Below are 25,187 nucleotides of genomic sequence, written 5' to 3'. Positions count from 1 at the left end.
TCTCTCAGAGATGGGAAACAGGCGGCGTAACGCCCGGTTGCAGGTAGTGTTCAATACGCAGTAACTGGTCGGTCAGCAAAAGCTCGCGATTAAGACCCGTCACGGTTAAAAGCTGTTCGCGGCTCTCGCAAACATCATGAAGGATAGCGTGCAGAGACGCGCCTGTAAGGCGGCTTGCCAGCATGTTCACCAGGGGCCACGCGTCCGGGTTAGTCAGCAGCGTAGCCCCTTGCTGGATTTTTAGCGCATCGAGCAATAAGGAGGCCAGCCAGTGCAGACGCTCGACGGCCCGATCGCTATTCAGCGCAGGCAGTAAACTCAGCCAGTCCTGGTTGTTAAGTGAAGCCTCAACGGCCCGGCAGAGCGCTTCTCGCTGCGACCAGACGTCAGGCTGTAGTAATGCCAGCGCCGCCGCGGGGGCGCCGCTGCTGAGGCGCAGCGCAGACAACGCACTCTCCTGTGACGTTGTCACCTCTCGCTCAAGCCAGCTTAACGCCCACGATTCCTGAGGTACCGCCAGATGATGGAGACGACAACGGCTGCGCAGCGTCGCCAGTAAACGTCCCGGGTCCCGGCAGGAAAGGAAAAACCACGTCTTTTCCGGCGGCTCTTCCAGGGTTTTAAGCAGCGCGTTCGCCGCCGCCTCGGTAAGCAACGCAGCGTCGTTGAGCCAGACCACTTTTGCCCCGCCCAGACGCGCATGTTCGTACAGTTTCTCGCTGACTTCACGCACGGCATCAATGCCAAGCGCGCTTTTGCCCTTCTCAGGCTCAAGCGTGTAATAGTCAGGATGCGTGCCGGCCTGCATCAGCTGGCAGCCGCGGCATTTACCGCAGCTTTTATGCCCTTCCGGCTGCTGGCACATCAGAAAACGAGTGATGGCGTAGATCAACGCATCATCCCCCATTCCCGGCAACGCCTGAATCAGTAACGCATGATGCCCCCGACCGGCCTGATAGCTGGCGATCAGCTGTTCAAAGTGCGGGCGCAACCATGGATACCATTTCATGCCTGCTGCTCCTGTAGCCACTGCGTAACGGTCTGTTGAATATCGCGCGTGACGTCGTCCAGAGATTGCGTGGCGTCAATGGTACGAATTGCGCTGTCCCGCGCGGCCAGCTCAAGATAGCGTGCGCGCGTGCGGTTAAAGAAATCGAAAGACTCTTGCTCAATGCGGTCCAGTTCGCCGCGCGCGCGGGCGCGCCTGAGGCCCACTTCCGGGGTCACATCCAGGTAGAGGGTCAGGTCCGGGCGAAAATCCCCCAGTACGGCATCGCGAAGGGTTGCCAGCATCGTCTGGTCAATACCGCGTCCGCCGCCCTGATAGGCCTGAGTCGACAGATCGTGACGGTCACCGATCACCCACTTGCCGTCGGCCAGCGCAGGTTTAATCACGGTCTCAACCAGCTGGACGCGCGCCGCATAGAACATCAGCACTTCGGCTTTGTCAGTAATAACCTCGTCGCCAACGGATTTAATATCCAGCACCAGGCTGCGCAGTTTCTCCGCCAGCTGAGTACCGCCCGGCTCGCGGGTAAAGACCATGTCAGCGACGCCAAGCGATTTCAGCGTATCCACTACCACGTTACGGGCGGTGGTTTTACCCGCCCCTTCGAGTCCCTCAATGACAATGTATTTACTGCGCATTTTTTTCCTTAAGTGCCTTCAGATAGTCCTGAACAGAGCGATTATGGCTGGCAAGGTTGGTGTTAAAGGTATGCCCCCCTTTTCCATCAGCCACAAAATAGAGGTACGGTGTTTTGGCCGGGTGCGCGGCGGCTTTGAGCGAAGCCTCGCTCGGCGTGGCTATCGGGCCCGGCGGTAAGCCGTTAATCACGTAGGTATTATACGCCGTTGGCGTCTCCAGATCTTTTCTGGAGATCTTACCGGCATAGCTCTCGCCCATGCCGTAGATAACGGTCGGGTCGGTTTGCAGACGCATGCCGATGCGCAGGCGGTTGATAAATACCGACGCGACCCGGTCGCGCTCGGCCGCCACGGCCGTCTCTTTCTCAATGATCGAGGCCATTGTCACAAACTGGTTTTGATCTTGATAAGGCAGCCCGTCCATACGCCCTTCCCAGGCGGAATCAACTGCCTCAACCATCTTTTTGTGTGCCCGTTTAAGAATCGCCACATCGGTCGTGCCCGCCGTATACATCCAGGTGTCTGGCCAGAACCAGCCTTCCACCCACTCAGGATGTTCAAATTTCAGCGCCTCGGCGACCGTCTCATAGCGATCGTCTTTTAGCGTGTGCTTGATGTAAGGCGCATCACGCAGCTGCTTGAGGTAATCGCTTAAGCGCATCCCTTCAACAAAGCGCAGCGGGAACTGTGCCTCTTTACCGCTTTCCAGCAGCTGCAGCATCTCTCTGACGGTCATGCCGGGCGTAAAGCGATAGGTACCAGCCTTGAAGTGAGACAGTTCAGGCTCGATACGCAATAACCACTGGAACACGCGTGGACGGTTGATGATTTTATCCCCGTAAAGCTGCTCGCCCAGCGCCATCCGCCCGGTACCGGCTTTCAGGGTAAAAATCGTCTCGTCTTTAATCAGTATTTTACTGTCCGCCAGCTGGCGAACCTTCCATACTCCCGCTCCGCCGGCAATACCCAGCGCAACGAGCAGGAGAAGGACAAAGCGCAACATTTTCTTCATGACTTTTTGATTTGCTCACATATCGGGGCTAAAAACGTAAAGAGCTCTCGCGAAGACCAGCGCTGTTGACCATACGCCCGAACGGGTATAACAGGCATCAGCGCATTGCAGATCACAACTTCATCGGCGGACAGCAGCGCCTCTTCCTTCGCGTTTACTTCGACAACGCGAAAGCCTGCATGTGCCAGCTGTTGCAAACAAAACTGGCGCATGATGCCGTTAACCCCAGCCTGCTCCAGCGAAGGGGTGAAGACCTCACGGCCCTTCCGCCAGAGTAAATTAGCCGCACAGCATTCCGTAATGAACCCTTCGCTGTCAAGGACTAGCGCCTCATCGGCGTCCGTCTGTTCAAGATGAGTACGAATAAGCACCTGTTCAAGGCGGTTAAGATGTTTTATTCCGGCGAGCATAGGGTTTCGCCCCAGCCGTACCGGGCTCAGCGTCAGCGTTACCCCCTCCTCACGCCAGCGCGCATAGTGAGCAGGATACGCTGATACGGAAAGAATACGCGTGGGATGCTGACAGGCGGAACCGCTGTACCCTCGCCCGCCGCTGCCGCGGCTAAGAATAACTTTTAAAACGCCGTTTGTATTACCTGACGCCAGCCGGCGCATCTCGCGCTCGAGAATGTCCCACTGCATGAAGGGAATCAGCAATTTCTCGCAGGCTTTTTGTAAACGACGGATATGGGCGTCAAGCAGGATCACCTCACCGTCAAGAATACGCGCAGTGGTGAAACAGCCATCGCCAAACTGGATTGCCCTGTCGCTTGCCGGCAGCGTTTCTTGCTCAAGGCCATTAATTAAAAACATGGTGGCTCCTTATGCGTGGAGGCTCAGTCTGGCAGGATGTTAAAAGCCGGACAAGGGGATTTTCCCTAATAAAAAAGGCCCGCCAAGCGGACCTTTTTTTTATAGCTTTCAGGCAGTCAGGCTCAGACCTTTTTGAAGATCAGAGAACCATTCGTGCCGCCAAAGCCGAAGGAGTTACACAGGGTGTACTCCATACCGCTAACCTGACGCGCTTCGTGCGGAACGAAGTCCAGATCGCAACCTTCATCCGGGTTATCCAGGTTGATGGTTGGCGGCACAGCCTGATCGCGCAGCGCAAGGATAGAGTAGATTGACTCTACTGCACCCGCCGCACCCAGCAGGTGACCGGTCATGGATTTCGTAGAGCTGACCATTACGCGGCTGGCAGCCTCGCCGAAGATAGACTTAACCGCCTGCGCTTCTGCTTTATCGCCTGCAGGCGTAGAAGTGCCGTGCGCGTTAACGTAGCCAATCTGTGCAGGGGTAATACCCGCATCACGGATCGCATTTTCCATCGCCAGCGCAGCACCCGCGCCGTTCTCCGGAGGAGACGTCATGTGATACGCATCGCTGCTCATCCCGAAGCCAACGACTTCAGCATAAATTTTCGCGCCACGTTTTTTCGCATGTTCGTACTCTTCCAGTACGAGCATACCTGCGCCGTCACCCAGCACGAAACCATCGCGGTCTTTATCCCACGGACGGCTCGCCGCCTGAGGGTTATCGTTACGGGTAGAGAGCGCACGCGCTGCGCCGAAACCACCAACACCCAGTGGGGTACTGGCTTTTTCAGCACCGCCCGCAACCATAGCATCTGCATCGCCGTACGCAATGATACGCGCGGCCTGGCCGATATTATGTACGCCAGACGTACACGCAGTAGCGATAGAGATGCTTGGCCCACGCAGGCCGAACATAATGGTCAGGTGACCTGCCACCATGTTAACAATCGTGGACGGAACGAAGAACGGGCTGATCTTACGCGGTCCGCCATTCATCAGCGATGTATGGTTTTCCTCGATCAGGCCAAGACCACCAATCCCGGAGCCGATAGCGGCGCCGATACGGGTTGCGTTCTCTTCCGTAATCTCAAGGCCAGAATCCTGCATGGCCTGAACGCCAGCGACAATTCCATATTGAATGAAGGCATCCATCTTGCGCTGTTCTTTGCGCGAGATGATCTCTTCACAGTTAAAATCCTTTACTAAGCCAGCAAATTTCGTTGCATAGGCGCTAGTATCGAAATGGTCGATTAGGCTGATGCCGCTCTGACCGGCAAGGAGAGCTTTCCAGGTGGACTCTACGGTATTGCCGACAGGAGACAACATGCCAAGTCCGGTCACAACTACACGACGCTTAGACACGTTTGTCCTCCAGGGAGGGATAAAAAAAGAGATACGTGGGACTAAAAAAGATAAAACTCAGGCGGTCGAATGACCGCCTGGAGATGTTCACTTACGCCTGGTGGCCGTTGATGTAATCAATGGCAGCCTGAACGGTGGTGATTTTCTCAGCTTCTTCGTCCGGAATCTCAGTATCAAACTCTTCTTCCAGAGCCATTACCAGCTCAACGGTGTCAAGAGAATCTGCGCCCAGGTCTTCAACGAAGGAAGCGGAGTTCACAACTTCTTCCTGCTTAACGCCCAGCTGTTCGCCGATAATTTTCTTAACGCGTTCTTCGATAGTGCTCATACTCTTAAATTTCCTATCAAAACTCGCTTTCGCGATGGTTTTCGTAGTGTATAAAATGTTGAAAAATTTGCAACTAAATCCCGGCAGGTCTTACCACGATTTTACGTTATTTTGAGGCCATTTGCCCTAATAACGCAAATATTTTCGATCGTGATTAAACCATGTACATCCCGCCGTTGACGTGGAGGGTCTCACCAGTGATGTAACCCGCTTCGTCAGAGGCTAAAAATGCAACCGCACTGGCGATTTCTTTAGGGTCGCCAAGACGACCCGCCGGAACTGCCGCCAGCGTACCCGCACGCTGATCATCAGTCAGCGCACGCGTCATGTCCGTTTCAATAAAGCCCGGAGCAACAACGTTTACAGTAATCCCGCGGGACGCGACTTCACGCGCCAGCGACTTACTGAAACCGATCAGACCTGCTTTCGCCGCAGCGTAGTTAGCCTGACCAGCATTTCCCATGGTACCAACCACAGAACCAACAGTGATAATACGACCATGACGCTTTTTCATCATAGCGCGCATTACCGCTTTTGACAGACGGAATACAGATGACAGGTTGGTTTCGATAATATCGTTCCACTCATCATCTTTCATTCGCATCAGCAGGTTGTCGCGAGTGATCCCGGCATTATTGACCAGAATATCCACTTCACCAAACTCTGCGCGAATATTTTCCAGAACAGATTCGATAGATGCAGGTTCGGTCACATTCAGTACCAGACCTTTACCGTTCGCACCCAGATACTCGCTGATGGCCTGAGCGCCATTCTCGCTGGTTGCTGTACCAATCACCTTCGCGCCGCGCGCGACCAGTGTTTCAGCAATTGCACGCCCGATACCGCGGCTTGCGCCAGTAACCAGGGCAATTTTTCCTTCAAAACTCATGGTATTCCTCTTTTATTGCGAGAGTGCCGCTGACATCGCTTCCGGCTCGTTAATCGCCGAGGCAGTCAGGGTGTCAACAATACGTTTCGTCAGACCGGTGAGGACTTTACCAGGACCGACTTCATAAAGGTGCTCAACGCCCTGAGAGGCCATAAACTCAACGGTTTTGGTCCACTGTACCGGGCTATAGAGCTGGCGAACCAGTGCGTCACGGATAGCCTCCGGCGCGGTTTCGCATTTCACATCGACGTTGTTCACAACGGAAATCGTCGGTGCGTTAAAGGTAATTTTTTCCAGCTCAGCCGCCAGTTTCTCGGCTGCGGGCTTCATCAGTGCGCAGTGAGACGGTACGCTGACCGGCAGCGGCAGTGCGCGTTTGGCGCCCGCGGCTTTACAGGCAGCACCGGCACGTTCAACGGCCTCTTTATGACCAGCAATAACAACCTGGCCCGGCGAGTTGAAGTTAACCGGAGAAACCACCTGCCCTTGAGCAGATTCTTCACACGCTTTTGCAATCGCGGCATCATCCAGACCAATAATGGCAGACATGCCACCCGTTCCTTCTGGCACCGCTTCCTGCATGAATTTACCGCGCAGTTCTACCAGGCGCACCGCGTCAGCAAACGCAATCACACCGGCGCACACCAGCGCAGAGTATTCACCCAGGCTATGGCCCGCGAGCAGTGCTGGCGCTTTACCGCCCTGCTGCTGCCATACGCGCCACAGCGCAACGGACGCAGTCAGCAACGCTGGCTGAGTTTGCCAGGTTTTGTTCAGCTCTTCGGCCGGACCCTGTTGGGTCAGCGCCCACAGATCATAACCCAGCGCATCAGAAGCTTCACGAAAAGTCTCTTCAATGACCGGGTAGTTTGCTGCCATTTCAGACAACATCCCAACGGTTTGAGAACCCTGGCCCGGGAACACAAAAGCAAATTGCGTCATTTTTTATTCCTTATACTAGAAACGAACCAGCGCGGAACCCCAGGTGAACCCGCCACCGAAGGCTTCAAGCAAGACCAGCTGGCCCCGTTTGATTCGTCCGTCGCGTACCGCTTCATCAAATGCGCACGGTACCGACGCCGCAGAGGTGTTGCCGTGACGATCCAGCGTCACCACAACGTTATCCATCGACATGCCCAGCTTTTTAGCGGTGGCGCTGATGATACGCAGGTTCGCCTGATGCGGCACCAGCCAGTCGAGCGCGGTGCGTTCAAGGTTATTTGCTTCCAGCGTCTCATCGACAATGTGCGCAAGCTCGGTCACCGCCACTTTGAACACCTCGTTACCCGCCATGGTCAGGTAGATGGAGCTGTCCGGATTAACGCGATCGGCGTTAGGCAGCGTTAACAGCTCGCCGTAGCGGCCATCGGCATGCAGATGCGTGGAGATGATACCCGGCTCTTCGGACTGCCCCAGCAGCACCGCACCGGCACCATCACCGAAAATAATGATCGTTCCGCGATCGGTTGGATCGCAGGTACGCGCCAAAACGTCAGCACCGATAACCAGCGCATATTTGACGGAGCCAGATTTAACATACTGATCGGCAATGCTCAGCGCGTAGGTGAAACCTGCGCACGCGGCGGCAACGTCAAACGCCGGGCAGCCTTTAATACCGAGCATGTTCTGCACCTGACACGCCGCGCTTGGGAAAGCATGCGTGGCAGACGTCGTGGCAACCACGATCAAGCCAATCTCTTCTTTATCGATACCCGCCATTTCGATAGCGCGCTGTGCGGCTTCGTAACCCATGGTGGACACGGTTTCGTCTGGCGCGGCGATACGACGTTCACGGATACCTGTGCGCGTGACAATCCACTCGTCAGACGTATCTACCATTTTTTCCAGATCGGCGTTGGTACGCACTTGTTTTGGCAGGTAGCTGCCGGTACCTAAAATCTTCGTATACATGTACGCTCAGTCACTTTTAGCTAATACAGATTCCAGGCGAGCGGCAATCCGCTGAGGGACTTGTCGCTGCACCGCCTGCACTGCCTGTTCAATGGCGACAGAAAATGCTCGCTGATTGGCGGCGCCATGACTCTTAATCACGATGCCGCGCAATCCTAACAGACAGGCGCCATTATACTGGTCGGGGTTGAGGTGACTGAATCGCCGCGTCAGGCTCTTTTGTAACCAACGCTTCAATAAAATCAACCACCAGGCGCTTTTTTTGCCTTCTCCCTGAGATTTCAGCAGAGAAAGGAACATGCGCACGACCCCTTCCATGGTCTTCAACGTTACGTTTCCGGTGAAGCCATCGCACACCAGAACATCCGTTTTTCCCGTCAGCAACTCATTGGCTTCGAGATAACCAATATAGTTGATGGAGGGAACCTGTTTGAGCATTTCAGCAGCGTCGCGAATGCTGTCCAGGCCTTTGGTCTCTTCTTCACCAATATTCAATAACGCAACGCGGGGATTGTTGATCCCGACCACGTCTTCTGCCAGCACCGACCCCATCACGGCGAACTGAGCCAGCATGGTACTATCACAATCCACGTTAGCGCCCAAATCGAGCACCACCGTTTTCCCCTTCTGCTGATGCGGTAACACCGTCACCAGCGCCGGGCGCTCAATGCCCTCAATCGGCTTGAGCAGTAATTTCGACAGCCCCATCAGCGCGCCGGTATTGCCGGCGCTGACGCAAGCCTGCGCTCGCCCTTCTTTTACCAGCTCCAGCGCCATGCGCATAGAGCTGCCACGGCTATTACGAATCGCCTGTGAGGGGCGTGCATCACTGGCAATAACTGACTGCGCAGGAATAATCTGCAGACGCGAACGTTGTTCAAAGTCAGCTTTTGCAAGTAATGGCGTGATTGTGTCGGGATTGCCGACTAAAAGAAGTGTGAGTTGCGAATTAGAATTCAGTGCCTGCAATGCTGCAGGCACTGTCACGGAAGGGCCAAAATCTCCCCCCATGACATCTAACGCCAGGGTTAGACGTGTCAAGGTATCGTCGCAGCCTGGTTCGGTAACTTCCCCGTTTGCACGGGGAAATCCTCACTAAGCCTAATCACGCTTTCGCGCGATTACTTAGTGATAACCTTGCGGCCGCGGTAGAAACCGTCAGCGGTGATGTGGTGACGCAGGTGTTTCTCACCAGAAGTCTTGTCTACAGACAGGCTGGTAACTGCAGTCAGCGCGTCATGGGAACGACGCATGCCACGTTTGGAACGGGTTGGTTTATTCTGTTGTACGGCCATGGACCTTACTCCTCAATTACTTACGCTTTAAGCTGGCTAATACGGCAAATGGGTTTGGTTTTTGCGCTTCATCAGGCAGTTCCCCAAAGACCATGTCCGCCTCGGACACTTCACAGTGTTCAGAATCATGCACCGGAACGACTGGCAAGGAGAGGATGATTTCATCTTCAACCAGAGCCAGAAGATCGATTTCACCGAATTCGTTAACCTCAATCGGCTCATACGCTTCCGGGAGTGCTTCAGCCTGTTCGTCAGAACGAACCGGACTGAAACAATACGTTGTGTGAACATGCTGTACAAACGGTTTCCCGCAACGCTGACACTCGAGCGTTACCGTTACCTTTGCATCACCGGTTAAAACGGCGAGACGCTGGTTGTCGATAGCGAACGACATGGAGCATTCTACATCACTGTCCACACTGACTACAGATTCGGCAATACGCTCGGCCTGATCGGAAGTATAGATACCTTCGTAATCAAGGCGTTTTTGAGCCGTACGAACCGGATCAAGAGTCAGGGGTAATTTTACCTTTTGCATAGGGCGCGCATATTAACTTTGTAACGTCATAGAGTCAAAGAAAAAGGCAACCAGAGCTGCCTTTTGCCAATTATTCGCACACATTGCGGCCTGTAGTTTAAAATGGCTGGCATCGATACGCTATATCTGGTGATAAAAATATGCCAAATCTCGTCCTTGCTTCCACTTCTCCCTACCGTCGAACGCTGCTGGAAAAGCTCGGGATCCCGTTTGAATGCGCCGCGCCAGAAGTAGATGAGACGCCGCAACCGGGCGAATCACCGCGTCATCTGGTAACGCGTCTCGCTAAGGAGAAAGCGCAATCGCTGGCCGCACGTTATCCTGCACATTTGATTATAGGCTCCGATCAGGTTTGCGTGCTGGACGGCGAAATCACCGGCAAGCCTCATACGGAGGAGAATGCCTGCCAGCAGCTTCTGCGTGCGCGGGGCACTATCGTGACCTTTTACACGGGCCTGGCGCTCTATAACTCCGCCTCCGGCCATCTGCAAACCGAATGCGAGCCGTTCGACGTGCACTTCCGCCATCTTAGCGAGCAGGAGATTATGGACTACGTGCGCCGGGAACGTCCGCTGAACTGCGCAGGAAGCTTCAAAAGTGAGGGGCTGGGAATTGCGCTGTTCGACAAGCTGGACGGTCGGGATCCGAACACACTGGTGGGATTGCCGCTGATTGCCTTGTGCCAGATGTTACGGCGAGAAGAGTGTAATCCGCTGATCGTGTAAGTTATGCCCAGCGGCGCTTCGCTTGCATGGGCCTACGGGTTTCGTAGGCCGGGTAAGCGCAGCGCCACCCGGCACATAATCAGCCGCGCAGAACCTTCAGGCAGCGTTTCAACTGCTCATCCAGCGGCGCTTCAATACGGATAACTTCCCCGGTATTAGGATGGGTAAACTTCAGCGCTGCCGCATGCAGGAACAGACGCGACAGGCCCGTGCCCGCCAGCTGTTTATCAAATTCCCGGTCGCCGTAGCGGTCATCAAACGCAATCGGATGGCCCGCAAACTGGGTATGGACGCGAATCTGATGGGTACGTCCCGTCACCGGGCTGCAGCGCACCAGCGTGGCAAACTCGTAGCGCTCTTCAACCTTAAAGCGCGTCTCCGACGGTTTCCCTTCCTGGCTCACGCGCACAATGCGCTCGCCGCTTTGCAGAATGTTCTTCAGCAGCGGGGCCTGCACCACCTTCACGTGGGACTGCCACTGACCGCGCACCAGCGCCAGATAATCTTTCTGCATGCCCTTCTCACGCAACTGCTCGTGCAGGGAACGCAGCGCTGAACGCTTTTTCGCTACCAGGAGCACGCCTGAGGTATCACGGTCCAGGCGGTGAACCAGTTCGAGGAAACGGGCTTCCGGACGCAGCGCACGTAACCCTTCAATCACGCCGAAGCTCAGACCGCTACCACCGTGGACCGCGGTACCCGATGGCTTATTCAGCACCAGAATATGATCGTCCTCATAAAGGATGACATCGCTCAGGGCCGCGACTTTTTGCAGCTTCGGCGAAACCACCTCTTCTTCACGTTCAGCCACGCGAACCGGTGGAATACGCACTTCATCACCGGCTTCGAGCTTATACTCAGGCTTCACGCGTTTTTTATTCACCCGCACCTCGCCCTTACGCAGGATGCGGTAAATCATACTCTTTGGCACGCCCTTCAGTTGGGTGCGCAAGAAGTTATCGATGCGTTGCCCCGCGTAGTCATCCGCGATAGCAACCATTTTTACGGCTGGAGTCTCTGTTTTCATGGTTGGCGATTCTAAATATCGTCAGCCATTAGCGCCACTCATTTTTCTATGCTTATATTTACTTTTATCCGGCCTGCGCCCCGTTTCACGCAATCGATTTGGTGGTTATTAAACCAATCACCACCTTGAGGTGAAGAAACTGTGAGTAACCGGGTGATAATTGGTAAAAGTCATCTTGCTATAACCCGGCGAGCAATGGAATAATGGGGCTGTTTTCCGCGTTAAATCCGGGTTTTGTAAGGATGTCGACGGAATGACCAATTTTGTCTGACCGATCATCCACGCAGCAATGGCGTAAGACGTATTGATCTTTCAGGCAGTTAGCGGGCTGCGGGTTGCAGTACTTCCCGGTATAAGGATTGTTCTCTGGAGAGTTCTACCCAGGCAATTCCCCTGATAATTGCGCTGTGTTTCCGTATGAAATACAGGCAACCGACACTCTGCGCCTCTTAAGCGAGCGACAACCGTGAGGTTGGCGACGTGAACAGACACGAGGCCATCGGTTCATACCCCGGAAAGCGTCACCTTGCCCGCAGCTTTGTCGTCAATGTAAGAATAACGAGTAAGTTACGATGAAAAGAATGTTAATCAACGCAACTCAGCAAGAAGAGTTGCGTGTCGCCCTTGTGGATGGGCAGCGCCTGTACGATCTGGATATCGAAAGTCCTGGACACGAACAGAAAAAAGCGAACATTTACAAAGGTAAAATCACCCGCATTGAACCAAGCCTTGAAGCTGCATTTGTCGATTACGGTGCTGAGCGTCATGGTTTCCTCCCTCTGAAAGAAATCGCCCGCGAATATTTCCCTGCAAACTACAACGCCCATGGCCGCCCAAACATCAAAGATGTTCTGCGTGAAGGTCAGGAAGTTATCGTTCAGATTGATAAAGAAGAGCGCGGCAACAAGGGTGCCGCACTGACCACCTTTATCAGCCTGGCGGGGAGCTATCTGGTGCTGATGCCAAACAACCCGCGCGCGGGGGGCATCTCTCGCCGTATCGAAGGTGATGACCGTACCGAGCTGAAAGAAGCGCTGGCAAGCCTTGAGCTGCCGGATGGCATGGGGCTTATCGTGCGTACCGCGGGCGTGGGCAAATCTGCCGAAGCGCTGCAGTGGGACCTGAGCTTCCGTCTGAAGCACTGGGAAGCTATCCAGAAAGCCGCAGAAAGCCGCCCTGCTCCGTTCCTGATCCACCAGGAAAGCAACGTTATCGTGCGTGCCTTCCGTGATTACCTTCGTCAGGACATCGGTGAGATTCTGATCGATAACCCGAAAGTGCTTGAGCTGGCTCGCCAGCACATCGCCGCGCTGGGTCGTCCGGATTTCACCAGCAAAATTAAACTGTACACCGGTGAAATCCCGCTGTTCAGCCACTATCAGATCGAATCCCAGATCGAGTCCGCCTTCCAGCGTGAAGTGCGCCTGCCGTCCGGCGGTTCTATCGTTATCGATACCACCGAAGCGCTGACCGCTATCGACATCAACTCCGCGCGTGCAACCCGCGGCGGGGACATCGAAGAGACGGCCTTCAATACCAACCTTGAAGCCGCTGATGAAATCGCCCGCCAGCTCCGCCTGCGCGACCTGGGCGGTCTGATTGTTATCGACTTCATCGACATGACCCCTGTTCGCCACCAGCGCGCGGTTGAAAACCGCCTGCGTGAAGCGGTGCGTCAGGATCGCGCGCGTATCCAGATTAGCCACATCTCGCGCTTCGGCCTGCTGGAGATGTCCCGCCAGCGTCTGAGCCCGTCGCTGGGTGAGTCCAGCCATCACGTCTGCCCGCGCTGCTCCGGCACCGGTACCGTGCGTGATAACGAATCGCTGTCTCTCTCTATCCTGCGTCTGATTGAAGAAGAAGCGCTGAAAGAGAACACCAAAGAGGTTCACGCCATTGTGCCTGTGCCGATTGCCTCCTACCTGCTGAACGAAAAACGTGCAGCGGTCAGCGCAATCGAAGCGCGTCAGGGCGGCGTTCGCTGCATCATCGTGCCAAACGACCAGATGGAAACCCCGCACTATCACGTGCTGCGTGTCCGTAAGGGCGAAGAGACCAGCACCCTCAGCTACCTGCTGCCGAAGCTGCATGAAGAAGAGATGGCGCTGCCTTCCGATGAAGAACCTGCCGAGCGCAAACTCCCAGAGCAGCCTGCGTTAGCGACCTTCATTATGCCTGAAGCACCACCGGAAGCGGCGCTGGAAAAACCTGCAGCCAAACCGGCGGCGCAGAAACCAGAAGCAACGGCAGTGAAAGCCCAGCCGGCGCAACCGGGTCTGCTGAGCCGCTTCTTCGGCGCGCTGAAGAAGATGTTTGCGGGTGAAGAAGTTCAGCCAGAGCAGCCGAAAGAAGAACCTAAAGCAGCCAAACCTGAACGTCAGCAGGACCGTCGCAAGCGTCAGAACAACCGCCGCGATCGTAACGACCGCAGCGACCGTAACGAGCGTCGTGACAGCCGTTCAGACAATAATGAAGGCCGTGAGCAGCGCGAAGACAACCGTCGCAACCGTCGCGAGAAACAGCAGCAGAATGTTGAAGATCGTGAAATTCGCCAGCAGGCGGGCGATGAGTCCGAGAAGAGCAAACAGCGCGACGAGCAGCAGCCACGCCGCGAACGCAACCGTCGTCGTAACGACGAGAAGCGTCAGGCGCAGCAGGAAGTTAAAAACCTGAACCGCGAAGAGCCCGCTGAGCAGCAGGACGGCGAGCAGGAAGAACGTACTCAGGTGATGCCTCGTCGTAAGCAGCGCCAGCTGGCACAGAAAGTGCGAGTTGGTGCGGCTCCGGTAGAAGAAACCACCGTAGTTGCGGCTGAAGCGGCAGAAACCGCAACAGGCACGCAGGTTGCAAAAGTTGACCTGCCAGCCGTCGTGGACAATAACGTTGAGCAGGATGAAAACGGTGAAAACCGTGACAACGCAGGTATGCCGCGTCGCTCCCGCCGTTCTCCGCGTCATCTGCGCGTGAGTGGCCAGCGTCGTCGTCGCTACCGTGACGAGCGTTATCCGACTCAGTCTCCAATGCCGTTGACCGTGGCGTGCGCGTCACCAGAAATGGCATCCGGCAAAGTCTGGATCCGTTATCCGGTCGCTCGCCTGGAGCAGGCTGTTGAAGAGCAGGCTGTGACCGAAGAGGTGATTGCTCCTGTAGCCGCGGTTGAAGATGCTGTGACCGAAGCAGCAACCGTGGTTGAACCTCAGGTTGTTGAAGCAGCAGAACCACACGCAGTGGACGTCGAAACCACCCATCCTGAAGTGATTGCCGCGCCGGTTGATGCCGCACCGCAGATTATCGCCGAAGAAGACGTCGTGGTGGCTGAGGAAGTCGCTGAAGAGGCTGAACCTGTAACCGCAGTGGAAGAAGCCGCTGAAACCCTCGTCGAAACCACCACTGAAGAAATCGTTCAGGACGTTGAGATTCAGGTTGAACCGGTTGTTGAAGAAGCGAAAGCGCCTGAAGTGGAGCCAGAGCCGGTTAAGGTTGTTGCCACTCCTGCGCCTGCTCACATTGCGACAGCGCCGATGACGCGCGCTCCGGCACCAGAGTATGTGCCTGAAGCACCGCGTCACAGCGACTGGGTTCGCCCGGCGTTCAGCTTTGACGGTAAAGGCGCTGCAGGCGGCCACAGTGCAACGCATCAGGCGACTGCACCAGCGACGCGTCCGCAGTCTGTCGAATAACGACGCAGAAAGTAAAAAGCCGACCTTCGGGTCGGCTTTTTTTATGGCTGCTGCACGGGCTTTCTCATCCCGGTGACCTCCGGCATGATCTGCCGCATTAGCTCCAGAAATCGCCGCAAGCGCGCCGGATAATACCGGGACCAGGGGTAAACCAGATGCACCGGTAACGCCGCCGGCTGCCACTCTGGCAGCAAATGTACCAGCCGACCTTCCCGGATATCATCCTGTACCGTCCAGCTGGATACTACCGCCACGCCAAGGCCGGTGAGTGCCGTATTGCGTGCGACATACAGACTGTCGGTGCTCAGGCGTGGGGTAATTATCACGCGCGCGGTGGCGGATGATGCCTCGTGAAAAAGCTCCACATGGCGCTGGTAGAAAGAGCTGATGGCAATCCAGGGAAGCTGCTGCAGATCCTCCGGGGCGTTAACCGTCGGAAAGCGTTCCAGCAATGCCGGAGAAGCCACCACCGAGCGCGGCACTTCGGCCAGCAGCACGGACACGGTCGCCGGGTCGACTTCCATTCCCACCCGAATAGCGCAGTCAAGGTTGTCGCCCAGAAAATCAGCCGACCGATCGTTGAGCATCCACTCAATCGAAAGTTGCGGGTAACGCTGCAAAAACTCGGTTAGCGGTTTCAGGAGCTGATCCTGACCAAACGCATGCGGCGCCCGCACCCGCAGCACGCCTACAGGTTCATCTTCCGTCTGCCCCACCTCATCTTCCAGCGCCAGCCAGCTGTCAATTACCCGGCGGGCATGCTGATAGCAGCGCTCCCCGTCATCCGTCAGCCGCGTCGTGTGGGTGGTGCGCAACATCAGACGCACGCCCAGCATTGTCTCAAGCGACTGCAGCCGCCGGCTCACCGTGGCCTGGGTGGTGTCCAGCTGCCGTGCCGCCGCAGAGAGAGAACCCGCCTCCACAATGCGGACAAACGTCCGCATCAGCTCTACCCTGTCTATACGCTCAGATCTTTTCATTTACTTTTCATCTATACGTTCAACGTATAAGCGTTTTACCACCGCGCCCGCTACCGCCGCAAGGCGTACTGATGAAAAATAGCCTCACACGATGAATGAGGAACGTCTTATGAACACAACAACCGCCGCCCATGCCGTAAGCCGCTGGGTAATCTTAATGCTGGCGCTCGGTGCAGGCTTCAGCGTGGCATCCATCTATTATGCCCAGCCTCTGCTGCCTCTGATGGGCGCCGATCTTCACCTGAGTATCGAAGGAATGGGCCTGGTCCCGACCCTCACCCAGGCGGGATATGCCTTAGGGATCCTGTTCCTGCTGCCGCTCGGCGATCGCCACGACCGCAGAACGTTAATCCTGATAAAGAGCGCGGCCCTGGCGCTGTTCCTGCTGGGCTGTAGCCTGACCGGACAGATCCACTCTTTGCTGCTGGCAAGCCTGCTCATCGGCATGGCCGCCACCATGGCGCAGGATATTGTCCCGGCTGCGGCGATCCTTGCGCCGGTAGGCAAACAGGGGAAAACCGTGGGTACGGTGATGACCGGTCTGCTGCTGGGCATTTTGCTCTCCCGAACCGTCAGCGGCGTGGTGGGCGAAGCGTTTGGCTGGCGCGTGATGTATCAGCTGGCTGCGGGAAGTATTGCGTTTATCGGCGTGGTGATGTGGGCCGTACTCCCTCGTTTCGCCGTTCACTCCACGCTGAGCTATCCCGCTCTGCTGCGCTCGATGGAACATCTGTGGCGTCGCTATCCCGCTCTGCGCCGTGCCGCGCTGGCCCAGGGTTTTCTGTCGATAGCCTTTAGCGCCTTCTGGTCTACGCTTGCGGTCATGCTGCTGGAACGCTATCACCTCGGGAGTGCCGTCGCAGGTGGTTTTGGTATCGCAGGTGCAGCCGGTGCGTTGGCAGCCCCGCTGGCGGGCGGCCTGGCGGATAAACTGGGTGCCGGGAAAGTCACGCAGCTTGGTGCCGTCCTTGTGACCGTCTCGTTTGCCCTGATGTTCCTGATGCCCGCCCTGGGAGTTCACGGACAGCTGATTCTGATTGCCGTCTCTGCTATTGGGTTCGATCTGGGCCTGCAGTCCAGCCTGGTCGCGCACCAGAATCTGGTTTACAGCCTTGAGCCACAGGCACGGGGTCGTCTGAACGCCCTGCTCTTTACCGTGATCTTTATCGGCATGGCGTTGGGTTCCGCGTTAGGCAGCAATATTTACACGCTGGCTGGCTGGACGGGCGTAGTTGCGCTGGCAACGGTCTGCGGCATCATTGCGCTGGCAATCCGTATGATTGAAAGCGCGCGGGTCGCCTCGGCACCAGCAGAAATGGCATAAAAAAAATGCCCAATCCAGACGGATTGGGCAGTAAAACATGCCCAGTTTCAAGACATGTTCCAAGAGGTCAAGATGTTATTTGTTCAGCTGGAACAGAGACATGCCCTGCATATCGCTAAACGCTTTATAAGAGGCCTGCAGGGCCGCCTGCTGCATGGTGTAAGAGGAAATCGCTTCGTTCCAGTCCACGTCCACCAGGTCGCTCATCTGCTTAGTCTGACCCAGCGCGCGGTCGTCACCCAGGGTATCGAGTTTTTCCAGTTCGTTCAGTTTAGTACCCACATCCGCAACGACCGTCAGGACGTTGTTCTGAGCATTTTTAATACCGATCTGCGCGTTGGAAATCACCTGACCTTGCGCGGCGGCCGCGGCCGGATCGTTCTCAATCGGCGTCTTCAGCGAAGCAATGGCGGAATCAAGAATTTTAAACATGTTGGTATCGCCATACCCACCGCCCGGCAGCTCTTGTGCATTGCTGGTAATGCTCTCAAAGATCTGCTGGCCGGTATGGCTGATCGCCATGTTTCGCGCCGTATCGACCTGTTGAGTGATCGCCTCAGTACCACCATTGTAGGTGCCGGTTGCGGCATCAAACGGTGCACTCTCGGTTTTGTATCCCGCAAAGATAAAGCGACCATTGCCATCCGTCGTGTTAGCCAGGTTCATCAGCTGGTCGCGGATCCCCTGGATATCGGTCGCCAGAGAGAGACGGTCGTCATCGCTTAAGGTGCCGTTTGACGCGTAGACCAGCTTCTCACGCACGCTTGATAACGCGGTGTTCACCTGGGTCAGCACGTTATCTTCCAGCGACACTTTTTGCGTGGCAAAGGTGCGCGCTAACGCGAACTGGCTGTTTTGAGACTGAGACTGTGACAGCACAATAGACTGTGAAGCCGCGATAGGATCGTCCGACGGACGGTTAACGCGCTTGCCGGTGGACATTTGCTCACCGTAGCTCAGCCATCTGCTCTGGGAATCGGTGATCCCGCGCATGTTCTGTTCGTACATCATCTGGGTGCTAATACGCATTTTTCACCTCAACCTTAACGAATGTTGATAATTGCATCGAAGAGCGTACTGGCAGTCTGAAGCACCTGCGCGTTGGCGAGGTAATACTGCTGATAACGCTGCAGGTTGCCATACTCTTCGTCGAGGTTTACCCCAGAGATGGTCTGCTGCTGCTTAATTAACTGCGTTTCCACATTGGCTTTCGTCTGGCTACTGACTTTCAGTGAAGCGGTGGTGCTCCCTACGGTGCTCACCAGTGAGGCATAGGCATCGTTAAAGGTTTTGTTCCCGCCAACCACTTTGCTGTTTTGCAGATCGAGCATTTTCTGCCCGTTGCGGTTGTCGCTCTCACCGCCGTTCTGCACCGCGGCCATGGCCAGTTTGGATTCGTCACTGATGGACAGTTCCATGTTCATGATGACGTCAGAGACGGGCTTCACGGTAAAGCTGTCTTTAGCGTTGGCCGAACCGCTGACGTTCACGTTGAGACCGTCAAACGACAGATTGCCGCTGGCATCCGGGCTCATGGTAAAGCTGGTCTTGTCCGACGTGCGGGTGATGGTCCAGTCGGTGCCGTTAAACTGCAGCTTATAGTCCGTTGCCTGAACTTTGGTGCTGTCCGCAACGGTGGCATTGACGACCGCCGTGCCGCTATTTTTGCTGTTGGAAAGCACAGCCGGAGAACCGAAGCCGAACAGCTTGCCGCCCGCATCGCCGTTGGCATCAAAGCCGGCCTCATGCTGCTTGTTCATCGCGTCAGCAAACGCCAGCGCCATCTGGTTCAGGTTATTACGAGCCTTATCCAGATCTTCCGCGCGGAAGGTCAGCAAACCGCCTAACGAGCCGGTGGTGATCATCTTTTCCGGGATCTCGACATTACCCGCAACTTCATCGACGTAGGCGATAGTGGTGCGGGAAGGATCGGCGCTGGACTTCACGGCAGCCAGCTGGTTAGCTTTGCTGCCCTGCACCAGGCTGTAGCCGTTGCCGAAAGAGATGTTAAACGTGCCGCTATCCTGAACCGAAACTTCCACACCCACGATTTTGTTCAGCTCGTTGACGAGCTGATCGCGCTGGTCGAGCAGATCGTTAGGCGATGCGCCCGCGCCGACGCCGGTGAGGCGGGAAATCTGATCGTTCAGATTGGCAATCTGTTTGGCATAGTTGTTGATCTGCGAAACGCTGGTTCCGATCGCCGTATTCACCTGCGTATCCTGATCGCGGAGATACTGATCGTTGGTTTTGAACTGATTGACCAGGCCGCCCGCTTTTCCCAGCACCGTCTGACGCGCAGCCGGGTCTTCCGCGTTGCTCACCAGCGTTTGCAGGCTCTTAAAGAAATCCTGCAGAGTGGTGGAAAGCGAGTTGGTGGTATCGGAGAGCACATCGTCAATTTTTGACATCTGCTGATAGCGCGTGGTCAGGCCGCTGCTCTGAGTCTGCGCGGCGCGCAGCTGGTTGGTGATGAAAGCGTCATATTCACGCTGGACACCGGAGACATACACCCCGTTACCCACCCAGCCACCGCCGGTCAGCGTGCTGTTAGATGCACCCAGCACCGTCGTCTGGCGGGTGTAACCTGCCACGTTATAGCTTGAAATATTATTACTGACGGTATTGAGTGCCGACTGCGCGGCACTGAGGCCACTCATGGCGCTGTTAATCAAACTGGACATGGGGGTTCCTTTTATACGTTCAGACACGAGTCCTGATGAAGGTTATCGGCAACCTCCACCGGGACTTGAGAACTTTCAGAACAGATTTTCGATATCTGTGCTATAGGCTTTGCTGACCATTTCGCCCATCGATTTCAGCTGCTGGATCATGCTGGTAAGCTTGCGCGCGTAGTTCGGGTCGGTCGCGTAGCCCGCGTTTTGCAGGGCCTGAGCGCCCTGCTCCGCCGTTGCCGCCTGCGTAACGGCGGTATAACGCGGATTTCGGCTCAGCAGGCCTACATAATCGGATAAGGCTTCCAGATACGAGCTGTAGACGCGGAATTTGGCTTTCACCTTCACCGCCGCGCCGTTCTCGTATTCCGTAGTCGTGATCTCGGTGGTCGGCCCCTTCCAGCTGGAGGTGGCCTTCACGCCGAAGATGTTGAAGCTCGGGTCGCCGTTTTCCTTGCGGATCTGGCGCTGGCCCCAGCCCGACTCCAGCGCGGCCTGGGCCAGAATCAGGTGATGAGGCACGCCGCTCTGTTCACTGGCAAGCCGTGCCGGCAGAGAAAGCTGCGCCAGGAAGTCTTTGCTGTCACCGGAGAGCGCCTCGTCGCCGCTGCCCGTTGCCTTCGGTATCGCTTTACGCACCATCTGCGTCAGCGCCTGGTTCTGATAACTGGTCACCGTTTCGAGGTCGAACTTCATCGGCACCTGCGGCGGCTGCTCTTCTGGCTGAACACCCTGTGCGGCAGCGGTCTGTTTGACAATCATGTCAGCCAGACCGAGGCCTCTACCGGCGGTCATCTGCTGCGCAATCTGCTGGTCGTACATGCTGGTATAAAGACGCGTTGAATCGCTGCTGAACATCCCGTCTTTCGGCAGGGTTTCACGCATGCTTTTCAGCATCATCTGTACAAACATCCCTTCCACCTGGCGAGCAACCGGGCGGATATTCGCCGCCGGGTCTTTACCTGCTTTGGCTTTCAGTTCGTTGAGCGACTGGGCGTCCCAGGCGGCACTGGTCAACAGTTTGCTATCGGTCAGCATCAGATGATTTCCAGTTTGGCGCGCAGGCAGCCCGCGCTTTGCATGGATTGCAGAATGGACATCAGATCCATCGGCGTCGCGCCCAGCGCGTTCAGGGCACGCACCACGCTGTTCAGGTTGGCGCTGGAGCGCACGCTCTGCAGGGAACCGCCGCTCTGGCGTAAATCAATCTGCGTTTGCGGCGTCACTACCGTCTGGCCGCCACCAAATGGTGTATCCGGCTGGCTGACGTTGGCGGAACGGTTAACCGTCACCGAGAGGTTACCCTGCGCCACGGCACAGCTATCCAGCGACACTTCCCGGTTCATCACCACGGAGCCCGTACGGGAGTTGATGATCACTTTGGCATCCTGCACCGGCACGTTCACTTCCAGATTCTGGATATCCGCCAGCATGCGCACCTGGTTGCTGCTGCCGGTGGAGGTGCGGATCTGCACGGTACGCGCATCCAGTGCCGTGGCATTGCCATAGCTGCGGTTGATAGTGTCGGCAATCTGCTGCGCCATCGTGAAGTCTTCATTATTCAGCTGCAGGTTGATGGTGTTGCCCGCGCCAAACTGGGTCGGCAGTTCACGCTCGATGATCGCACCGTTGGTGATGCGCCCGCCGTTCAACTGGTTCACCTGGACGCTGCTTCCACCAGCGGATGCGCCTGCCCCGCCGACCAGGATGTTCCCCTGCGCCAGCGCGTAGACCTGGCTGTCGACGCCTTTCAGCGGGGTCATCAGCAGCGTACCGCCGCGCAGGCTTTTGGCGTTACCCATTGAGGAGACCACCACGTCAATGGTCTGCCCCTGGCGCGCAAACGCCGGGTATGAGGCAGTGACCATTACCGCGGCCACGTTTTTCAGCTGCATGTTGGTTCCCGCCGGCACGGTAATGCCGAGCTGGGAAAGCATGTTGTTTAAGCTTTGGGTGGTAAACGGCGTCTGGGTCGTCTGGTCACCGGTACCGTCCAGCCCCACCACCAGGCCATAGCCAATCAGCGAGTTCCCGCGGACGCCCTGAACGCTGGTGAGATCGCGAATGCGATCGGCCTGGGCAAACGTTGCGACAAGAACCAGCGCCGCGGCGAAGATCGATTTAAACATGGGTCACCTCGCTTACATCGGCGATAAATTAAGGAAGAAGCGCTGCAGCCAACCCATATTCTGCGCTTCATTAATGTAGCCGTTGCCGACGTACTCAATGCGCGCATCCGCCACCAGGGTGGACGGAACGGTGTTGGTGCCGCTGATGGTGCGTGGATTCACCACGCCCGAGAAGCGAATGAATTCAGTGCCCTGGTTAATGGCGATCTGTTTTTCACCCACGACGTGTAAATTGCCGTTAACCAACACCTGGTCAACCGTGACCGTCAGCGTACCGCTGAAGGTGTTGCTGGCGTTCGCGCCACCTTTACCGTTAAAGGTGTTGCCGCCGGAGGCCTCAACATCCGCACGGGCATTGCCGAACAGGCCCTGCAGATAGCGTGGAACGGTGTCAAAGCCAAAATTGGTTTTGCCATCGCGGCTGGCGTTCGCCGACGAGCTCTTGCTCGCGCTGACGTTTTCCTGCAGCACAATGGTCAATGTATCGCCGACATTACGCGGGCGGCGATCTTCAAACAGCGGCTGATAGCCGTAGTTAATCGGCTGCGCGGTCTGAAAAATAGAGCCGTTTACGACTGGCGCAGGGCCAGGAACGGGTTGGGCAGTCGTCGCACCCTGGACCAATGGTTTAGACGGGATCAAAGCGCACCCGCTGAGGGTGACGGCCAGAACAGTCAGTATCGGATAACGAAACGCCGCGTTTTTTTGCATTGCCTTCATCTTCGAAAACAGGGAGCCGGTGCGGGGTTTACCGCACCGGGCTACACCTTAGAGTTGCGTCAGTTTCTGCAGCATCTGATCGGTCGTCGAGACTGCTTTACTGTTAATTTCATACGCGCGCTGGACCTGGATCATATTCACCAGCTCTTCCGCCACGTTCACGTTGGAGGTTTCGACATACCCCTGATACAGCAGACCGGCACCGTTCAGGCCTGGCGTACTTTCATTTGGCGTACCGGAGGATTGCGTTTCGGTGTAGAGGTTCTCACCAATGCTTTCCAGACCGGTATCGTTCATGAAGGTGGTCAGGTTGAGCTGTCCTACCTGGACCGGCGCGGCCTGCCCCTGCTGGGTCACGCTCACGATGCCGTCGCGGCCGATGGTAATGCTCAGGGCGTTCGCCGGAATGGTGATCGCAGGCTGAACCTGGAAACCGCCCGCCGTTACCAGCTGGCCGTTCTGATCGACCTGGAAGGAACCGTCACGGGTGTAGGCAGAGGTCCCGTCAGGCAGCTGCACCTGGAAGAAGCCCTGGCCTTTGATCGCCACGTCTTTGCTGTTGTTGGTCTGAGACAGGTTGCCCTGGCTGTGCAGACGCTCGGTCGCCACCGGGCGAACGCCGGTACCGATCTGCAGGCCTGACGGCAGCGTCGTCTGTTCAGAAGACTGCGCGCCCGGCTGGCGGATGGTTTGATAAAGCAAATCTTCGAAAACGGCGCGCTGACGCTTGAAACCATTGGTGCTCACGTTTGCCAGGTTGTTGGCAATCACATCCATGTTGGTTTGCTGCGCGTCCAGGCCAGTTTTCGCGATCCATAAAGAACTGATCATAAAGAGTCCTGTTAACTCATCGACAGAAGTTGGTTAGCCTTGCCCGCGTTTTCGTCCACGCTGCTGATAATTTTCATCTGCATTTCAAAACGACGGGCGCTGGCGATCATGTCGCTCATGGCGGCTACCGGCTTAACGTTGCTGCCTTCCAGAACGCCGGACATCACGCGGATGCTCGGATCGGCCTGTAATGTGGCACCACGGGTAGCCTGAGCTGCCTGGGTCAGACGGAACATACCGTCGTCGCCGCGCTGCACCTCTTTGCCTTCCGCTTTGACCAGCTTCAGACGCCCGACGGGGGCAACGGTGTTGGCCGGATCGCCCGGGTTCAGCGCCGAGATGGTGCCGTCCGCGGCGATGGTCAGCTCAGAGCCTTCCGGCACGGTCAGCGGGCCCGCTTCACCCATCACCGGATGCCCCTGAATCGTCAGCTGGCCGGTCGCGCTGACCTGGATATTCCCGTTACGGGTATAGCCTTCGCCACCGTCCGCCGTTTGCACCGCCAGCCAGCCGTCCTGCTGCAGAGCAACGTCCAGCGGGCGTGAGGTGTAATCCATCTGCCCTGGCGTCATGTCTGCGCCCGGGGTGGATGCCGCCACCAGCGTACGGGTCGGCAGAGAGAGCCCTTCTACCGGCACCGCGCGCAGCGCATTCAGCTGCGCGCGAAAGCCCGGCGTAGAGACGTTTGCCAGGTTGCTGGCGGTAACGGCCTGCTGGCTGAGCGTCTGACTTGCCGCGCCCATCGCGGTATATATTGCGTGATCCATTGCGCTTTCCTGTTAGCCGCTTAACGCAGGTTAACCAGCGTGTTGAGGATCTGATCCTGGGTCTTGATTGTCTGCGCATTCGACTGATAGTTACGCTGCGCGACAATCATGTTCACCAGTTCTTTACTCAGGTCCACGTTAGAGGCTTCCAGCGCGCCGTTGGTCAGCGTGCCGAAGTTACCGGAGCCCGCGGTGCCCAGCAGGGCAACACCGGAAGACTGCGTGGCAGACCAGACGTTATCCCCTTCGGACTTCAGACCTTCGTTGTTGGCGAAGTTTGCCAGCACGATCTGGCCCAGCACCTGAGTCTGCTCGTTGGAGTAGTTCCCGACGACGGTGCCATCATCGTTAATCTGATAGCTGACCAGGTCGCCCGGCTTGAAGCCGTTCTGGTTGGTCGCCACGATATTGTTCGCACCGGTGTTCTGCTGCATGGAGTTAGCAAAACTCATCGCGAAGGTCGCCGGGTCCGCACCTGGGATAGTCGCGGTAGTGACTGTCTCTTATACACATCTGACGCTGCCGACGACGGA

24 protein-coding genes and 1 pseudogene are annotated in these 25,187 nt (G+C 56.5%); 3 read left to right on the top strand and 22 right to left on the bottom strand.

The annotated features are described in order from the left end of the window. Nucleotides 1–4: 4 nt before the first annotated feature. From holB to yceD, 12 genes are all read right to left on the bottom strand, one after another. Nucleotides 5–1,009, bottom strand: a complete 1,005-nt coding sequence (gene holB, locus HBA26_RS07000; RefSeq protein WP_045261638.1) for a DNA polymerase III subunit delta' — start codon at nucleotides 1,007–1,009, stop codon at nucleotides 5–7. Next, on the bottom strand, nucleotides 1,006–1,647 hold the full coding sequence (gene tmk, locus HBA26_RS06995; protein WP_100170473.1) for a dTMP kinase: 642 nt from the start codon (nucleotides 1,645–1,647) through the stop codon (nucleotides 1,006–1,008). The genes holB and tmk overlap by 4 nt, the downstream gene beginning before the upstream one ends. Next, nucleotides 1,637–2,659, bottom strand: a complete 1,023-nt coding sequence (gene yceG / locus HBA26_RS06990) for a cell division protein YceG (protein ID WP_100170474.1) — start codon at nucleotides 2,657–2,659, stop codon at nucleotides 1,637–1,639. The genes tmk and yceG overlap by 11 nt, the downstream gene beginning before the upstream one ends. Continuing rightward, entirely contained in the window at nucleotides 2,656–3,471 is an 816-nt protein-coding gene (gene pabC / locus HBA26_RS06985) for an aminodeoxychorismate lyase (RefSeq protein ID WP_100170475.1), read from the bottom strand. Before pabC ends, yceG begins: the two co-directional genes overlap by 4 nt. 122 nt (nucleotides 3,472–3,593) lie before the next feature. Beyond that, a complete protein-coding gene (gene fabF / locus HBA26_RS06980; RefSeq protein WP_045630098.1) occupies nucleotides 3,594–4,835 on the bottom strand; it encodes a beta-ketoacyl-ACP synthase II in 1,242 nt (413 codons plus the stop codon). Nucleotides 4,836–4,926: 91 nt separating this feature from the next. After that, entirely contained in the window at nucleotides 4,927–5,163 is a 237-nt protein-coding gene (gene acpP, locus HBA26_RS06975; protein WP_003857954.1) for an acyl carrier protein, read from the bottom strand. A 154-nt stretch (nucleotides 5,164–5,317) separates the two neighbouring features. Then, nucleotides 5,318–6,052 (bottom strand): 3-oxoacyl-ACP reductase FabG, encoded by a 735-nt coding sequence (gene fabG, locus HBA26_RS06970; protein WP_010429699.1) that lies wholly within the window; start codon nucleotides 6,050–6,052, stop codon nucleotides 5,318–5,320. A gap of 12 nt (nucleotides 6,053–6,064) precedes the next feature. Further along, nucleotides 6,065–6,994: an ACP S-malonyltransferase gene (gene fabD / locus HBA26_RS06965; RefSeq protein ID WP_100170476.1), complete on the bottom strand. Its 930-nt coding sequence runs from the start codon at nucleotides 6,992–6,994 to the stop codon at nucleotides 6,065–6,067. A gap of 15 nt (nucleotides 6,995–7,009) precedes the next feature. Then, on the bottom strand, nucleotides 7,010–7,963 hold the full coding sequence (locus HBA26_RS06960) for a beta-ketoacyl-ACP synthase III (RefSeq protein WP_041910515.1): 954 nt from the start codon (nucleotides 7,961–7,963) through the stop codon (nucleotides 7,010–7,012). A 6-nt stretch (nucleotides 7,964–7,969) separates the two neighbouring features. Beyond that, on the bottom strand, nucleotides 7,970–9,004 hold the full coding sequence (gene plsX / locus HBA26_RS06955; RefSeq protein ID WP_028012715.1) for a phosphate acyltransferase PlsX: 1,035 nt from the start codon (nucleotides 9,002–9,004) through the stop codon (nucleotides 7,970–7,972). 80 nt (nucleotides 9,005–9,084) lie between these two features. Next, the gene (rpmF, locus tag HBA26_RS06950; RefSeq protein ID WP_003857964.1) at nucleotides 9,085–9,258 is read right to left on the bottom strand and encodes a 50S ribosomal protein L32; all 174 of its coding nucleotides are present in this window, start codon (nucleotides 9,256–9,258) and stop codon (nucleotides 9,085–9,087) included. A gap of 16 nt (nucleotides 9,259–9,274) precedes the next feature. After that, the gene (gene yceD / locus HBA26_RS06945) at nucleotides 9,275–9,796 is read right to left on the bottom strand and encodes a 23S rRNA accumulation protein YceD (protein WP_021240759.1); all 522 of its coding nucleotides are present in this window, start codon (nucleotides 9,794–9,796) and stop codon (nucleotides 9,275–9,277) included. A 140-nt stretch (nucleotides 9,797–9,936) separates the two neighbouring features. On the opposite strand from yceD, the gene HBA26_RS06940 reads away from it, so the two are divergent. Next, nucleotides 9,937–10,521 carry a nucleoside triphosphate pyrophosphatase gene (locus tag HBA26_RS06940; protein WP_059354893.1) on the top strand — a complete coding sequence of 195 codons (585 nt, stop codon included), beginning with the start codon at nucleotides 9,937–9,939 and terminating at the stop codon, nucleotides 10,519–10,521. Between the two features lie 79 nt (nucleotides 10,522–10,600). Here HBA26_RS06940 and rluC read toward each other — a convergent pair whose 3' ends face one another. Beyond that, nucleotides 10,601–11,548 (bottom strand): 23S rRNA pseudouridine(955/2504/2580) synthase RluC, encoded by a 948-nt coding sequence (gene rluC / locus HBA26_RS06935; RefSeq protein WP_028012713.1) that lies wholly within the window; start codon nucleotides 11,546–11,548, stop codon nucleotides 10,601–10,603. A gap of 572 nt (nucleotides 11,549–12,120) precedes the next feature. On the opposite strand from rluC, the gene rne reads away from it, so the two are divergent. Then, the gene (gene rne / locus HBA26_RS06930; protein ID WP_126345242.1) at nucleotides 12,121–15,228 is read left to right on the top strand and encodes a ribonuclease E; all 3,108 of its coding nucleotides are present in this window, start codon (nucleotides 12,121–12,123) and stop codon (nucleotides 15,226–15,228) included. A 41-nt stretch (nucleotides 15,229–15,269) separates the two neighbouring features. Here the strand turns inward: rne and HBA26_RS06925 are convergent, their stop codons facing one another. Then, on the bottom strand, nucleotides 15,270–16,208 hold the full coding sequence (locus HBA26_RS06925) for a LysR family transcriptional regulator (protein WP_126345241.1): 939 nt from the start codon (nucleotides 16,206–16,208) through the stop codon (nucleotides 15,270–15,272). Nucleotides 16,209–16,317: 109 nt separating this feature from the next. Here HBA26_RS06925 and HBA26_RS06920 point away from each other — a divergent pair, with 109 nt between their 5' ends. Beyond that, nucleotides 16,318–17,532, top strand: a complete 1,215-nt coding sequence (locus tag HBA26_RS06920; RefSeq protein WP_126345240.1) for an MFS transporter — start codon at nucleotides 16,318–16,320, stop codon at nucleotides 17,530–17,532. Between the two features lie 75 nt (nucleotides 17,533–17,607). On the opposite strand, the gene flgL is transcribed toward HBA26_RS06920, so the two are convergent. From flgL to HBA26_RS06880, 8 genes and pseudogenes are all read right to left on the bottom strand, one after another. Beyond that, nucleotides 17,608–18,561 carry a flagellar hook-associated protein FlgL gene (flgL, locus tag HBA26_RS06915; RefSeq protein WP_041910520.1) on the bottom strand — a complete coding sequence of 318 codons (954 nt, stop codon included), beginning with the start codon at nucleotides 18,559–18,561 and terminating at the stop codon, nucleotides 17,608–17,610. 14 nt (nucleotides 18,562–18,575) lie between these two features. Continuing rightward, nucleotides 18,576–20,216 (bottom strand): flagellar hook-associated protein FlgK, encoded by a 1,641-nt coding sequence (gene flgK / locus HBA26_RS06910; RefSeq protein WP_048956760.1) that lies wholly within the window; start codon nucleotides 20,214–20,216, stop codon nucleotides 18,576–18,578. Between the two features lie 75 nt (nucleotides 20,217–20,291). Continuing rightward, nucleotides 20,292–21,245 (bottom strand): flagellar assembly peptidoglycan hydrolase FlgJ, encoded by a 954-nt coding sequence (flgJ, locus tag HBA26_RS06905; protein ID WP_126345239.1) that lies wholly within the window; start codon nucleotides 21,243–21,245, stop codon nucleotides 20,292–20,294. Continuing rightward, entirely contained in the window at nucleotides 21,245–22,336 is a 1,092-nt protein-coding gene (locus HBA26_RS06900; RefSeq protein WP_028012706.1) for a flagellar basal body P-ring protein FlgI, read from the bottom strand. Before HBA26_RS06900 ends, flgJ begins: the two co-directional genes overlap by 1 nt. Before the next feature lie 12 nt (nucleotides 22,337–22,348). Then, a complete protein-coding gene (flgH, locus tag HBA26_RS06895; RefSeq protein ID WP_166720834.1) occupies nucleotides 22,349–23,047 on the bottom strand; it encodes a flagellar basal body L-ring protein FlgH in 699 nt (232 codons plus the stop codon). Nucleotides 23,048–23,104: 57 nt separating this feature from the next. Beyond that, nucleotides 23,105–23,887: a flagellar basal-body rod protein FlgG gene (gene flgG / locus HBA26_RS06890; protein WP_000625853.1), complete on the bottom strand. Its 783-nt coding sequence runs from the start codon at nucleotides 23,885–23,887 to the stop codon at nucleotides 23,105–23,107. A gap of 11 nt (nucleotides 23,888–23,898) precedes the next feature. Then, a complete protein-coding gene (locus tag HBA26_RS06885) occupies nucleotides 23,899–24,654 on the bottom strand; it encodes a flagellar basal body rod protein FlgF (RefSeq protein WP_126345238.1) in 756 nt (251 codons plus the stop codon). A gap of 20 nt (nucleotides 24,655–24,674) precedes the next feature. Beyond that, nucleotides 24,675–25,130: pseudogene (locus HBA26_RS06880) on the bottom strand (flagellar hook-basal body complex protein); the annotation flags it as partial. Nucleotides 25,131–25,187 lie beyond the last annotated feature (57 nt).

The sequence above is a fragment of the Enterobacter sp. 725m/11 genome (assembly GCF_011683705.1).
Taxonomy (GTDB): domain Bacteria; phylum Pseudomonadota; class Gammaproteobacteria; order Enterobacterales; family Enterobacteriaceae; genus Enterobacter; species Enterobacter bugandensis.
Note: the sequence above shows the minus strand (reverse complement) of the source record. Positions and strands in the feature narration are given on the sequence as shown.

What these genes read in the sequence shown, in the direction of transcription:
- holB (WP_045261638.1), bottom strand. Translation starts at nt 1,009, where the DNA reads ATGAAATGGTATCCATGGTTGCGCCCGCACTTTGAACAGCTGATCGCC.
- tmk (WP_100170473.1), bottom strand. Translation starts at nt 1,647, where the DNA reads ATGCGCAGTAAATACATTGTCATTGAGGGACTCGAAGGGGCGGGTAAA.
- yceG (WP_100170474.1), bottom strand. Translation starts at nt 2,659, where the DNA reads ATGAAGAAAATGTTGCGCTTTGTCCTTCTCCTGCTCGTTGCGCTGGGT.
- pabC (WP_100170475.1), bottom strand. Translation starts at nt 3,471, where the DNA reads ATGTTTTTAATTAATGGCCTTGAGCAAGAAACGCTGCCGGCAAGCGAC.
- acpP (WP_003857954.1), bottom strand. Translation starts at nt 5,163, where the DNA reads ATGAGCACTATCGAAGAACGCGTTAAGAAAATTATCGGCGAACAGCTG.
- fabG (WP_010429699.1), bottom strand. Translation starts at nt 6,052, where the DNA reads ATGAGTTTTGAAGGAAAAATTGCCCTGGTTACTGGCGCAAGCCGCGGT.
- fabD (WP_100170476.1), bottom strand. Translation starts at nt 6,994, where the DNA reads ATGACGCAATTTGCTTTTGTGTTCCCGGGCCAGGGTTCTCAAACCGTT.
- HBA26_RS06960 (WP_041910515.1), bottom strand. Translation starts at nt 7,963, where the DNA reads ATGTATACGAAGATTTTAGGTACCGGCAGCTACCTGCCAAAACAAGTG.
- rpmF (WP_003857964.1), bottom strand. Translation starts at nt 9,258, where the DNA reads ATGGCCGTACAACAGAATAAACCAACCCGTTCCAAACGTGGCATGCGT.
- yceD (WP_021240759.1), bottom strand. Translation starts at nt 9,796, where the DNA reads ATGCAAAAGGTAAAATTACCCCTGACTCTTGATCCGGTTCGTACGGCT.
- HBA26_RS06940 (WP_059354893.1), top strand. Translation starts at nt 9,937, where the DNA reads ATGCCAAATCTCGTCCTTGCTTCCACTTCTCCCTACCGTCGAACGCTG.
- rluC (WP_028012713.1), bottom strand. Translation starts at nt 11,548, where the DNA reads ATGAAAACAGAGACTCCAGCCGTAAAAATGGTTGCTATCGCGGATGAC.
- rne (WP_126345242.1), top strand. Translation starts at nt 12,121, where the DNA reads ATGAAAAGAATGTTAATCAACGCAACTCAGCAAGAAGAGTTGCGTGTC.
- HBA26_RS06925 (WP_126345241.1), bottom strand. Translation starts at nt 16,208, where the DNA reads ATGAAAAGATCTGAGCGTATAGACAGGGTAGAGCTGATGCGGACGTTT.
- HBA26_RS06920 (WP_126345240.1), top strand. Translation starts at nt 16,318, where the DNA reads ATGAACACAACAACCGCCGCCCATGCCGTAAGCCGCTGGGTAATCTTA.
- flgL (WP_041910520.1), bottom strand. Translation starts at nt 18,561, where the DNA reads ATGCGTATTAGCACCCAGATGATGTACGAACAGAACATGCGCGGGATC.
- flgK (WP_048956760.1), bottom strand. Translation starts at nt 20,216, where the DNA reads ATGTCCAGTTTGATTAACAGCGCCATGAGTGGCCTCAGTGCCGCGCAG.
- flgJ (WP_126345239.1), bottom strand. Translation starts at nt 21,245, where the DNA reads ATGCTGACCGATAGCAAACTGTTGACCAGTGCCGCCTGGGACGCCCAG.
- HBA26_RS06900 (WP_028012706.1), bottom strand. Translation starts at nt 22,336, where the DNA reads ATGTTTAAATCGATCTTCGCCGCGGCGCTGGTTCTTGTCGCAACGTTT.
- flgH (WP_166720834.1), bottom strand. Translation starts at nt 23,047, where the DNA reads ATGCAAAAAAACGCGGCGTTTCGTTATCCGATACTGACTGTTCTGGCC.
- flgG (WP_000625853.1), bottom strand. Translation starts at nt 23,887, where the DNA reads ATGATCAGTTCTTTATGGATCGCGAAAACTGGCCTGGACGCGCAGCAA.
- HBA26_RS06885 (WP_126345238.1), bottom strand. Translation starts at nt 24,654, where the DNA reads ATGGATCACGCAATATATACCGCGATGGGCGCGGCAAGTCAGACGCTC.